11 protein-coding genes are annotated in these 12,288 nt (G+C 74.5%); 5 read left to right on the plus strand and 6 right to left on the minus strand.

The features are described from left to right. The first annotated feature begins 359 nt into the window (after positions 1 to 359). The 5 genes from ACFVU9_RS14495 to ACFVU9_RS14515 all read left to right on the plus strand — a co-directional run bounded on the left by ACFVU9_RS14495 (position 360) and on the right by ACFVU9_RS14515 (position 5,259). Positions 360 to 632, plus strand: a complete 273-nt coding sequence (locus ACFVU9_RS14495; RefSeq protein WP_387593420.1) for an HPr family phosphocarrier protein — start codon at positions 360 to 362, stop codon at positions 630 to 632. 73 nt (positions 633 to 705) lie between these two features. Next, the gene (gene ptsP, locus ACFVU9_RS14500; RefSeq protein ID WP_387593423.1) at positions 706 to 2,358 is read left to right on the plus strand and encodes a phosphoenolpyruvate--protein phosphotransferase; all 1,653 of its coding nucleotides are present in this window, start codon (positions 706 to 708) and stop codon (positions 2,356 to 2,358) included. A 249-nt stretch (positions 2,359 to 2,607) separates the two neighbouring features. Beyond that, positions 2,608 to 2,958, plus strand: coding sequence for a hypothetical protein (locus tag ACFVU9_RS14505; protein ID WP_387593425.1), 351 nt, complete (start codon positions 2,608 to 2,610; stop codon positions 2,956 to 2,958). A 202-nt stretch (positions 2,959 to 3,160) separates the two neighbouring features. Then, entirely contained in the window at positions 3,161 to 3,751 is a 591-nt protein-coding gene (locus ACFVU9_RS14510) for a carbonic anhydrase (protein ID WP_387593427.1), read from the plus strand. A 44-nt stretch (positions 3,752 to 3,795) separates the two neighbouring features. Next, complete coding sequence (locus ACFVU9_RS14515; protein ID WP_387593429.1) at positions 3,796 to 5,259, plus strand: SulP family inorganic anion transporter; 1,464 nt, start codon at positions 3,796 to 3,798, stop codon at positions 5,257 to 5,259. Between the two features lie 70 nt (positions 5,260 to 5,329). Here the strand turns inward: ACFVU9_RS14515 and ACFVU9_RS14520 are convergent, their stop codons facing one another. The 6 genes from ACFVU9_RS14520 to ACFVU9_RS14545 form a co-directional block, all read right to left on the minus strand. Continuing rightward, positions 5,330 to 5,581 carry a hypothetical protein gene (locus tag ACFVU9_RS14520; protein WP_387593431.1) on the minus strand — a complete coding sequence of 84 codons (252 nt, stop codon included), beginning with the start codon at positions 5,579 to 5,581 and terminating at the stop codon, positions 5,330 to 5,332. Between the two features lie 124 nt (positions 5,582 to 5,705). Further along, entirely contained in the window at positions 5,706 to 5,951 is a 246-nt protein-coding gene (locus ACFVU9_RS14525; RefSeq protein WP_387593433.1) for a hypothetical protein, read from the minus strand. Between the two features lie 55 nt (positions 5,952 to 6,006). Further along, a complete protein-coding gene (locus ACFVU9_RS14530) occupies positions 6,007 to 6,498 on the minus strand; it encodes a DUF5994 family protein (RefSeq protein ID WP_387593434.1) in 492 nt (163 codons plus the stop codon). A 473-nt stretch (positions 6,499 to 6,971) separates the two neighbouring features. Further along, complete coding sequence (locus ACFVU9_RS14535) at positions 6,972 to 10,247, minus strand: hypothetical protein (protein WP_387593436.1); 3,276 nt, start codon at positions 10,245 to 10,247, stop codon at positions 6,972 to 6,974. Between the two features lie 129 nt (positions 10,248 to 10,376). Next, complete coding sequence (locus ACFVU9_RS14540; RefSeq protein ID WP_387593438.1) at positions 10,377 to 10,691, minus strand: DUF6968 family protein; 315 nt, start codon at positions 10,689 to 10,691, stop codon at positions 10,377 to 10,379. Between the two features lie 140 nt (positions 10,692 to 10,831). Next, entirely contained in the window at positions 10,832 to 11,821 is a 990-nt protein-coding gene (locus tag ACFVU9_RS14545; protein WP_387593440.1) for an aldo/keto reductase, read from the minus strand. Positions 11,822 to 12,288 lie beyond the last annotated feature (467 nt).

The raw sequence follows: 12,288 nt of genomic DNA on the forward strand, positions 1-12,288 counted from the left end.
CGGGTCCGTTTCATGTCCGTTTACGCCTGATGAGGCCCGACCATACGCGCTCCGGCCGAAAAAGCAAGCGATCGCGCCAGCTTTGGGCCCGCGAACCCCGATTGCCCGAATGTGTTGACATCCCTCGATGTCCGGGCGTAGAACCAAACGAAACAACACGCTAACGGGCGTGAAACCACCGACCGCCCGGTCTCCGCCACTGCCCCCGTACCGCGAAGACCCGGCGCGAACACGGTGGCCCGCGCTTCACCCCGTGCGCGGGCCACCGTGCCCCACCCCCCTGCCGACCCGGTTCCCACCCGGGTCGGCGGTCACTTCCTTCACCTCCTCCATCTCCTCCACCTCCTCCAAGGACTCCCATGCACTCGACCCAGGTCACCGTCGGCTCCCGGAGCGGCCTGCACGCCCGCCCGGCGTCCCTGCTCGTCCAGGCCGCCGCCCGCCAGGCGGCCAAGGTCACCGTCGGCCGCCCGGGCCAGCCGCCGGTCGACGCCCGCAGCCTGCTGTCCGTCCTCGCCCTGGCCGCCGGCTGCGGCGAGACCCTGGAGCTCGTCGCGGCCGGCGACGGCGCCCAGGACGCGCTCAAGGAGCTCGCCGACCTGCTCGCCTCCGACCTCGACGCGGCGGCATGAGCGAGCACGGCGAACGAGTGATGAAGAGGCGCGCACGGGCGACGGCCCTCGCCGAGCACGGCGAGGCGGGCACATGAGCGATCCGATCCGCGGGATCGGCGTCGGCACCGGCAGCGCGGCGGGCCCGGTCGCCCGGATGGCACCCGCACCCCCGCTGCCCCCGCCGAGGGCCGTCGCCGACCCGGCGGCCGAGGCCGCCGCCGTCCGCGCCGCCCTCGGTGCGGTCGCCACCGACCTCGACGAGCGCGCCGCCCGCACGAGCGGCACCGGCTCCGAGGTGCTCACCGCGCAGGCCATGATGGCCGCCGACCCGGCCCTGGCCGACCGCGCGGCCACGCTCGCCGAGCAGGGCACCGACGGCGCCCACGCGCTCGCCGACGCCTTCGACGGCTTCCGTGCCGCGCTGGTCGCCGCCGGCGGGTACTTCGCGGAACGCGCCGCCGACCTGGACGACCTGCGCGACCGCGCGGTGGCCCGCCTCCTGGGCCTGCCCGTGCCCGGCCTGCCCGACCCCGGGCACCCGTACGTCCTGGTCGCAGACGACCTGGCCCCCGCCGACACCGCCCTGCTCGACCCCGAACGGGTCCTGGCCCTCGTCACCGTCCGCGGCGGACCGACCAGCCACACGGCCATCCTCGCCAAGGCGCTCGGCGTGCCCGCCGTGGTCGGCTGCGCCGACGCCGTGGACCTGGAGGACGGTCGAAGGGTCCTGGTGCACGGCGCGGACGGCCTGATCGAGCTGGACCCGAGTCCGGAGGCGGTCGGGCTGGCCGCCGAGCGCGAGCGCCGTCGCCGCGACCTGCTGGCCGGGTTCCGAGGACCGGGCCGGACCGCGGACGGCCACCCGGTCGCGCTGCTGGTCAACCTGGGTGCGCCGCACGAATTGGCCGGCGCGGCCGCCGCCGACGCCGAGGGCGTGGGCCTGTTCCGCACCGAGTTCCTCTTCCTGGACCGCGCCGAGGCCCCGACCCGTGCCGAGCAGGCCGCCGCCTACCGGCAGGTCTTCGCGGCCTTCGCCGGCCGCCGGGTCGTCGTCCGCACGCTGGACGCGGGCGCGGACAAGCCGCTGCCCTTCGCCACCGCCGCCGACGAGGAGAACCCCGCCCTCGGCGTCCGCGGCCTGCGGACGGCCGCCCGCGATCCGCAGCTCCTGGAGACCCAGCTCGCCGCGATCGCCGAGGCCGCCGAGGACGGCGCCGCACAGGTCTGGGTCATGGCCCCGATGGTGTCCGTCCCGCGCGAGGCCGCCGAGTTCGCCGCCCGGGTCCGCGCGCACGGCCTGCCGCTGGCCGGAGCGATGATCGAGGTCCCGGCAGCCGCGCTGCGGACCGACCGGCTGGCCGAGGTCTGCGACTTCTTCAGCATCGGAACCAACGACCTGGCCCAGTACACCTTCGCGGCCGACCGGACGCTCGGCAGCCTCGCCGAGCTGCTGGACCCGTGGCAGCCGGCGCTGCTCGCGCTGGTCGCCACCGCCGCCCGATCGGCGGCCGAGCGCGGCCGTCCGATCGGCGTCTGCGGCGAGGCCGCCGCCGACCCGGCCCTCGCCCTGGTCTTGGTCGGCCTCGGGATCACCAGCCTGTCCGCCGCACCGGCCTCGCTCCCCGGGGTACGGGCGGCGCTGGCCGCCCACACGCTCGCGGAGTGCCGTGAACTCGCGGAGCTGGCCCTGCTCGCCGACGACGCCGCGACCGCGCGCAGCTCGGTCCGGTCGTCCATGAGGTGACGCCGGCCCCGACTCCCCGTCCGACAGGGCGGCAATTGCGAATACCCGGACTATCGGATTCCGATCAGAAAAGGGTGAGGAATTCGTGATGGGCCATGCCGAATGCCACCCCGGCCGCGCCCCGTTCTCACTCATCCGGCAATACTGATTCACGCATTGTTCACCGGCCTATCGGAACTGACTCCCTTTCACGCTCGTCATCCTCGACAGGAGTTCAAGAAAAAGCCAAAGCCACGGAAGGAATCAGTAATGTCTCTGGCCGGGAGGGTCGTCGGCGCCGTCGCCGTGGCCCTCCTTGCGGTGCTGGGCGTACTGATGCTCTCCCAGTCCACGGCCGCGCTCCTCCGGGAGGACGGCTGCCCACGGGTGGTCGCGCAGGCGAAACTCGCCGAGGACGCGCCGGCCCCCAAGAACCTGCCCGGCCTCTGCTGGACCCGGCCCCGGAACGTCGAAGTCCCGGAGCGCCGACCCGAGTTGACCTCCGTCCTCGCCGACGAAGCACCCTCCCCCGGGCCCGCGTCGCCGACCGGTGGCCCCGACGCGCCGTACTGGGCCCGCAGACAGCCCAGAGCGGCGGTCCTCCAGGTGTTCCGCTGCTGATCGGCGCCGACCGCGCCCGCACGCTCACCGGTGGCACGGACACCCACACGTCCACGCCACCGCGCGTCACGGCGGTTCGCGACGGTCCACGGCAGTGCTGCCCCTGCCATCACCGTCGCGCTGCAACCTGCCTCCGTACCGAGCGGGCACGGTCCCGAAGTCTCCATCCCCACAAGACTTCCGAAGGGCCCGAGGCACCGACATGCAAGCATTCATCGACCACGCCCGCACCTTCCACCGCCGCGCCGCACAGACCGCCGACGACTTCGAGCGGCTCGCGGCCGGCCAGCACCCGCAGGCCCTGTTCATCACCTGCTCCGACTCCCGCATCATCCCCTCTGCCGTCACCGGCGCCCGCCCCGGCGACCTCTTCGAGATGCGGACCGCCGGCAACATCGTCCCGCCGTACCGGCCGCGCGTGCCGTCGGCCGAGGCCGCGACCATCGAGTACGCGGTCGAGGTCCTGGGCGTCGCGGACATCGTGGTGTGCGGCCACTCCCACTGCGGCGCCGTGGGCGCCGTCGTGCGCGGCGACGACCTCACCGACGTGCCCGCGGTGCGGGACTGGCTCGCCGAGGGCGCCGAACTGACACCCGGCCAGGAGCCGGGCCAGGACCTCGCCGGCCCCGTGCAGCGCCACGTCCTGGACCAGCTGGCGAGGCTGCGCACCCATCCGAGCGTCGCACGCCGCGTCGACGCGGGCCGCCTCGCGCTGCACGGCTGGTTCTACGAGGTGCACACCGGCGCGGTCCTCACCCACCGCCCCGGCGCCGACGCCTTCCTGCCGCTGTGACGCCGCGGCCCACCACCGACGAACCTCCACGGATGAGGGCTCCCATGCGCTTTCCCACTCGCAAGTACGACGTCACCGCTTCGCTCGTCGTGTTCCTCGTCGCCCTGCCGCTGTGCGTGGGCGTCGCCGTCGCCTCGGGCGTGCCCGCCGAACTCGGCCTGATCACCGGCATCGTCGGCGGCCTGGTCACCGGCATGCTGCCCGGCAGCAGTCTCCAGGTCAGCGGCCCGGCGGCCGGGTTGACCGTCCTGGTCGCCGAGACCGTGCAGCGGTTCGGACTGCCCGCACTCGGCGTCGTCGTCGCCGCGACCGGCCTGCTCCAGCTGCTGCTCGGCGCATTGCGCTGGGGCCGGTGGTTCCGCGCGATCTCCGTCGCCGTGGTCGAGGGCATGCTGGCCGGCATCGGCCTGGTCATCATCGCCGGCCAGCTCTACGCGATGGCCGACAGGCCCGCCCCCGCGAGCGGCGTCGACAAGCTCCTCGGCCTGCCCGGCCTCCTGTCCCAGCTCGTCTCCTCACCCGCCGCCCGCCAGTCCTTCGCGATCGGCGCCGGCACCATCGCCGTGATCGTCCTGTGGCAACGGCTGCCGGCCAGGGTACGGGTCGTCCCGGGCGCGCTCGTGGCCGTCCTGCTCGCCACCGGCGCCGCCTGGCTGCTCGACGGCCCGGTGAAGAAGGTCGAGGTCAAGGGCCTCCTGGACGCCATCCAGCCGCCCGACGCCGGCGTGCTCGGCCAGTTCACCCCCGCCCTGATCATCACGATCGTGGCCTTCACGCTCGTCGCCTCCGCCGAGAGCCTCTTCAGCGCGGCCGCCGTCGACCGGATCCACGACGGACCGCGCACCGACTACGACAAGGAGCTCATGGCCCAGGGAGCGGGCAACGCGCTCTGCGGCGCCCTCGGCGCCCTGCCGATGACCGCGGTCATCGTCCGCAGCGCGACCAACGTCCAGGCCGGCGCCCGGACCAAGGCGTCCCGCGTGCTGCACGGCGTGTGGCTGCTGCTCTTCGCCGCGCTGCTCCCGGCGGCCCTCGCCGTCATCCCCGTCGCGGCCCTCGCCGGAGTGCTCGTCCACGCCGGGTTCAAGCTGCTGCCGTTCAAGCAGCTCGGACCGCTGTGGCGCGAGCACCGCCCGGAAGCACTCGTCCTCGCCACCACCGCCGTCGCCATCGTCACGGTCAACATGTTCGAAGGCGTGCTGATCGGCCTGGGCCTGTCGATCCTCAAGAGCGCCTGGGAGACGTCCCGCCTGCACGTGGAGACGGACGAGCGGCCCGACGGCGTCGTCCGGGTCCGCCTGACCGGCAACGCCACCTTCCTCCGGCTGCCCAAGCTCCTGGACGCCCTGGAGGCACTGCCCGCCGACCGCGTCGTCGAACTGGACCTCACCGGACTCCGGCACCTCGACCACGCCTGCCAGAGCGCCCTGACCACCTGGGCCGAGCGCCACAACGCCCACGCCCCCGAAGCCGTCCGGCTGATCCCCGCCCTGGCCGGCCCGACCTGATCCGGCCCCGCAGGACACGCTGCCGCACCGGGGCTCCGGTGCGGCAGCACGATCAGGTCGGCCGGGTGTGTCACTCGCGTGACCATTCGGCCTCGGCCTGCGGCCCGCCGTCGGCATCGGCCCCTTCCCAGAGGCGGATCCTGATCGCCCGGGGGCCCGGCGCGGGCCGGGAGAGGGTGCGCACGAACACGTCCCGCAGGTGGTTGGCCGCCCGCTGCGGCGGCCCGTCGTACTCCAGCGGATCCTGCATGGGAGCGCCGTCCTGCCGGGACCAGCGGCCGCCGTCGTCCTGCGTCTCCAGAACCCATCGGTAGTGCCCCATCCTGGCCTCCCGTGCCGACGTTCCGCCCCCGGACACGACGCTATGGGCGGGGCGGATCAACCGCGACCGGGGGACGCCGCCCGCACCGCGTCCCGGCCAACCGGTCGCGCCGCCGACGCGGACGTCAGTACTCGGCGCCGCTTCGCAGGTAGCTGCCCACGACCTGGAGCCACGCCCCGGCGCCGAAGCAGACCTCGATCCGGTACGGCGTGTCCTCGAAGACCCGCAGGACGCGCAGCGCACCGCTCGGATGCAGGTCGTACTCGAAGGTGACGCCGTCCGCGCCGTCCTCGTACTGCATGTCCAGCGGCCCCTTCGACGGCTCCGCCGGCGCCCGGGTGTCGGCCGAGAGCTTCACGTAGACGGACATCTCTCCGTCCCGCCTTTCCTGTCTGCCCGAGGATCGCGGCCCAAGCGGGCGTCCCTCAGGACTCCTCACCCGGCGGCTCGGAGCCGATGCCGCCGGCGACGAGGATCTGCCGCGCCGAGTCGGTTCCGCCGGCCGCGACCGCGCGTGCCATCGCGGCCAGGGCCGTCTCCCGGCTCGCCTGCGGGGGGACGACGAGCAGGCTGAAGTGATCGCGGTCGCCCCGCGTGACGATCACCGTGTCGTCACCGACCGGGTACCGGTCGATGTGCACCGACCGGCCGTCGACGACCAGCCGGGCCGGCACGTCGTCCCAGGCGTCGACGTCCAGCCCGACGCTCGCCACCGGACCGAGGTGTTCGGTCAACGCCCTGACCAGACCCGGAAGTTCGGCGCCGACGTCCCGTGAACGCGGCCACCACGCACCGTCGAGCACACCCTCGCGCGACTGTGTGGTCTCCAGGCGCAACACAACCGTCCCCGGCTTCGCGGCCTGCCGGAACCCGTCCGGCAGGAGTCCCGGGAGCACAGCACCGGTTTCGTCAGACATGGCTCGCCACCTGTCCGTGAACGCGCGCCAACCCCACCGAACGAGGGCCGACCACTGGGGAGCGACGGGCCGGGCCGCCCCGATATCCCCACGGTACTCCGCCCGCACCGGGCCGGTCCGGCCGGCCAGGAGGGCCGCTCATGCGGGAGGAGGCCCCGAAATGGCTCGCTCCGCCGGTATCGATCCGCGCACCACGAACTCCGTCGTCTGTGTCATGAAGGGCGGCGCGACCCGCCCCGGATCACGGCAGAGGTCCAGGAGGTCGATCCTTGACGCAGCCGGCATGCCTGTTTCCCCCCTCCACCGCCCGGGTTCCCGCGGGACCGCTGACAGCACGAGTGCTCCCCACAGGACAGCAGAGCACGACACGGCCGGGCAACGGCGCCAGGGACGATTCGGCCACCTCGATACTCAATGCCGGTCCGCGGAGCCGCCCCGCAGCCCGGGGCTCCCCTCGGCCCCAGGACGTCCGCTCACGCCGGATCGGTGAACACCGCCAGCGCGGCGTCGCGGACGTCCGGCCGCGGGTGGCGGCGCAGGCCGTGCAGCACCTCCCGCCAGGCCGCGGGCCAGCCGAGCTGCGCCCCCACCGTCGCCAGTGCGACGGCGAACAGGCCGGGAGCGAGTCCGTCCTCGGCGGCCAGCCGGCGGGCGGCCGCCAGGGCGTGCTCGGGAGCCTCGGGTCGTCCGTAGCAGCGTCGGCGCACCGCCTCGGCGGTGGTCACGGCCAGCGCCGGGCGGTCGGCGACGAGCGCGGCCAGTTCGGCGAGGCGCTCGCCCGTGTCGGGGGCGTCCAGGTCGAGCGCCGTGACCAGTTGGGCGGTGGCCTCGGGCAGGAGCGCGGGTTCGGTCAGCAGGAGTGCGGCGACCTCGCGCAGGGTGGCCCGGAAGGTTTCCGCGGGGGCGTCGTTGCTCCAGAGCGAGCCGGTGAGCTTGGCGATCCGCTGCCGGGCCGGCTGGTCGCGGCCGGGGAGGGCCGGGTCCCCGGCGTGCACGGACTCCATCAGCGCGCTCAGCGCGTCCGCCAGGACGCTGCCCGGCGCGCAGCCGCCGAGCGGGTGCGGGGCGTCCGACAGTGCCATCCCGGTCAGCGCCCGGGCTGCCCCCTTCCAGCGGTCCCGCTCGGCGAGGTCGGTCACGAGAGGGACGAGTACCCGCACGGCCTCCGGCGCGTACCGTCCCCAGGAGACGAGGTGTCCTTGCGCGGGTACGGCGGTGAAGAGGCCGTCGCCAGTAGCCAACCGGGCCATCAGGCGCGCGAATTCGGGGCGCTGCCCGGCGGGTACCTCGTGCGGGCGCAGGTGCTGGACGAGCATCGTGTGCAGATCCGGCGGTCCGTCGGCCGCGTCATCGAGCACGTCCCACAACGGCAGGTCGGCGATCCGTTCGCCGATCGTCGCCAGGACGGCGGCACGGACGTCCGGGTGCTGCTCGGGCGCGGCGTACGCCTCGCGCAGCAGGGCGGCCGCGTCGGACAGGACCAGGTGTGCGGCGGCGAGCCGGACGGCCTGCTTGCGGCTGGTCACCTTCGTCCCCGGGTCGAGCGCGATGCGGCGCAGCCCCGGGAGGAGTCCGGCGCTCGGCGCGAACCGGGCGGCGCGGCCCGCCGCGTACAGGGCGACCCGGGCCCGGTCGTCCGCGGCGTGGGAGAGCAACTCGGGCAGCGCACCGGCTGGACGTTCCGTCCAGGGCAGCGCGGCGAGCGCGGCCTCGGCCAGGACGGTCTCGGCGGAGTCCGCGTACCGGTGCAGCAGGGCTTCGCCGTGGACGGGGATCCGGGCGGCGGCGCGCAGGGCGGCGGCGCGATCGTCCAGGGTCCGCACGGGGTCGTCGACCGTACGGGTGAGCTGTTCGACGGCCGCGTGCTGGTGGGCGGGGAGCCAGCGGCCGGCGTCGGCGAGGTCCCCCTCGGTCAGGGGAGTGGCGAGCAGGAGGTCGAGCAGATCGGTGCGGACCCTGGCGAGTGCGGCCCTGACCGGGGCCAGGGTGATGGCCGACGGCCTCAGTGCGAGCAGCCGGGCCACGAGCTCGGGGCCGGCGGCGGGGTTGCGCAGCAGCTGTGCGACGGCCCTTTCGACGGCGGTGTCGCCGCCCGCGTGCAGGACGCGTTCCAGGAGCTCGCCGAGCGCGGGGACTCGTCGTGACCGGGCGCCGAGCGTCTCGGCCAGCGTGAGCAGCAGTGCGGCGTCCCGGGTCCGTGCCGAGCGTTCCAAGGCCTCCCACAGCTCGTCGACCGCCGCCCCTTCGCGCCGTGGAGGGAGGGTCAGGCCGCTGCCGCCGGTCCGTTCGACGGTGCGGACGGCCCAGGCGACCAGCTCGCGGGCCGGCCCGCCCGCGTGCTCGCCGAGGACGGCCCCCGCGAGCCGCACGAGGGCGGCGCGGGTGACCGCCGAGCAGTCGCGCGCCGTCAAGGCGTCGTCGGTGAGCCGCTCCAGAGGCCCGGCGGTGGCGTCGTCGAAGAGCCGCGGCGGGACGGCCGCGACCGCGTCCAGCGCCTCACGACGGACCAGGTCCTGCTCGTTGCGCAGCCGTAGGAGCAGTTCGAGCGCCTCGTACAACGCGCCCGGCTCCCCGGAGAGTTCCGCCTGGCGGATCAGCTGCGCCCAGGCCCAGCCGCGGTCCAAGACATCGGCCGTGCGGGTCTCGGCCAGCAGCGCCGCCCGCGCCTCGGCGACCGGCAGCAGGACGAGCCGGCCGACGTCCTGGCTGTCCGCGGCCAGTCGGGCCCGCGCCCGCGCGTGCCGCTCCTTCGCGGGCAGCACGGCGAGGACGTCGACGGAGTCCCAGGCGCGGTTCGGGCCCGGCAGCGCCGCCACCTCGTCGTAGAAGGCAGCCCGTCGGGCCGGGGGCATCAGCCGCAGCAACGTCAGGTGGTCCCTGCCGTCTCGGCGCGCGAGCGCGGCGAGGCCGTTCGGCCGGGCGGCGGCCAGTCGGCGGGCCAAGTCCGCCCGCAGCGGCGGGTCGTAGCGCTGACGGCCGATCGCGAGTAGAAGGCGGACGGTCCGTTCGGCGGCGGCGGTGGAGACGGCGGCGAGGTCGGCGAGCCGGTCCCGCAGTGGATGGGGGAGGGTGTGCACGGGGTGGCGCTCCAGCAGCTCCAGCACCCGGGCCGGTTCGCGGGTGGCGGCAGCCGCCAGGCCGAGGGCGTTCCGCTCCCAGAAGCCTTGCCTCAGCCCGTACGGCAAGTCGGCGAGTTGACGCCCGGCCTCGTCCAGCACGGCGACCGGGTGGCGGCGGCCGAGCGAGGTGGAGGGGGTGATCGCATGCGCCAGCAGCGGCAGTTCGGCGGCAACGACCTCGGCCGAGCAGACCGGCAGGAGCCGCGCCGCCTCGGCCACGCCCCAGCGCCTGCGCACGACCGGCACCAGCCGGTCGGCCACCGCCGTACGCCCGGCCCGCAGGATGGCGCGGGCCACCTCCGCACGGACCGCCTTCGAGGCGGTGAGCATCGCGAACTCGAGGTCGTCTCCCGGGACGGGCAGTTCCCCGACCGCCCGGAGCGCGTAGCGGCGCACCACCGGGTCGGGGTCGTCGATCCGGTCGATCAGATGGCGCGCCTGCCGTCCGGCGAGGGCGGCCAACGCGGCGAGTCGACGTTCGTACGGACCAAGGCCGTCCAACTCGGCGAGCAGGAGCAGCAGTTCGGAGGAGGCGAGGGAGGCGGCGGTGCGGGCCACCTCGCGCAGCCGGAGCGGGTGAGGCAACGGTTCGACGGCGGCGAGCAGCCGGTCGGCAGTCAGCTGAGGCATCGCCGACGATTGTGCCCGGCGGACGCCGCGCGGGCACCCGGTTTTCCGCGGCGGCGCGCGCCCGGCCACGGCACCGCGGGCCGGAGGCGGCGGGAGCGGCCGCCGGCACGCATCACCCGGCTCCCGTCCTCACGAACCGTCGCCCCCGAGCATCAGGTCCGTCCCGCCCAGGAAGGTCAGCCCGGCCGCGTCGCTCAACTCGTCGGGAAGACGGGCCAGGGCGAGCTGCAACGCCTGCACCGAGTCGACGCCGAAGATCGCCGTCACGCGGTCGGCGACGCCGGGGTGTCCGGTGATCCGGTACGGGCAGTACCAGTCCGGCCCCTCCGGGTCGCGGCACGGCGCCCCGACTGCCACCAGCACGGGCGCCTGCGTCCCGTCCGGAGCGGTGAAGACCAGCTCACGACGGGCAATGACCTGCCCAAGCTCATACTCGGCACTCATCGCAGCAGTACAACACACACCCGCCGCCCCGGACCGTTCTCCGCGCACCGCCCGCCCCACGGGCCCGTCCGGGGCGGGCAGCGCGGCCCAGGGCTCCAGGGCTCCGAGTCATGCGGAGACCGAAGCAGCGGGTGGCCCGTTCAGCGGTTCACCGCCCGCATCCCGTCCTCGTCGTAGCGTTCGCCCGCCACCTCGGGCAGCTCGGCGTCGATGCGGGCGAGGTCCCCGTCGGTCAGCTCGACGTCGACCGCGCCCGCGTTCTGCTCCAGGTAGGTGCGGCGCTTGGTGCCCGGGATCGGCACGAGGTGCTCGCCGCGGGCCAGTACCCAGGCGATCGCCAGCTGGGCCGGGGTGATGCCCTTCTCCGCGGCGATCTCCTTCACCTTGTCCGCGAGCCGGAGGTTGGCCGCCAGATTGGCCTCCGTGAAGCGCGGGTTGGTGCGGCGGAAGTCGCCCTGGTCCAGCTCGTCCGGGGAGCTGAAGCGGCCCGCGAGGAAGCCGCGGCCCAGTGGGGAGTACGGCACGAAGCCGATTCCCAGTTCCCGGCAGGTGGGGAGCACCTCGGCTTCCACGTCCCGCGTCCAGAGCGAGTACTCGCTCTGGACGGCGGTGACCGGGTGGACGGCGTGGGCGCGGCGGATGGTCTCCGCGCTCGCCTCGCTCAGCCCGATGTGCCGCACCTTGCCCTCGGCGACCAGTTCGCCGAGCGCGCCGACGGTCTCCTCGATGGGCACGGTCGGGTCGACCCGGTGCTGGTAGTACAGGTCGATCCGGTCGGTGCCGAGCCGTTCGAGCGAACCGTGGACGGAGCCGCGGACGTGCTCGGCCGAGCCGTCCTGGCGGCCCACCGTCGACATGTCGCCCGGAACCGCTTTGTCCATCCGGTAGTTGAACTTCGTGGCGATCACGTACTCGTCACGGTGCCCCCGGACGGCCTCGCCGACCAGGGACTCGTTGGTGAGCGGTCCGTAGACCTGCGCCGTGTCGAGGAAGGTGATGCCGAGCTCCAGGGCGCGCCGGATGGTCGCGACGCCCTCGTCCTGGTCGGCCGTGCCGTAGAAGGCGGACATCCCCATGCAGCCGAGGCCGATGGCCGACACCTGGAGGTCCCGCAGACTGCGCTGTTGCATGTGACGTGCCAGCCCTTCGTCTCGTCCGTCCCGTGGCCCGACGCGCTTCCGAACGCCCCGGTCCTGGCGACCGGCCGGGCCCCGTGTCCTCGGAGAGGACCCTACGGCGCCGAGGCCGTCCGGAGGCGGACCGGCACGGCGGGGTGCGGGCCAGACGGCGGGGTGCGGGCCAGACGGCGGCGCTGCCCGTCGGCCGGTGGCAGGCAGCAAGCCCGGCACGGATGTCGCTTCGTCTCCGACACGACCGCGTTCTCCACGACCGCCGTACCGCTCGGCGTTCCCGCCGGCATCGCCGCGCGCCCCTCCCCTGTCTTTCACCCTGGCCGCCGAACCTCCCCCGGCGGAACCCGCCGGGGGTCGGGAGTCGGCAAACGGTTCACCGCCAGGCCCCACGCCCGGGCGGCGAACCGTTTCCTCACAGATCACGCTAGGTGCGGTCGAATGTCCGTCCGCCCGCCCTGGCGCAT

The sequence above is a fragment of the Kitasatospora sp. NPDC057936 genome (assembly GCF_042887525.1).
In the GTDB taxonomy this organism is placed as follows: Bacteria; Actinomycetota; Actinomycetes; order Streptomycetales; family Streptomycetaceae; genus Kitasatospora.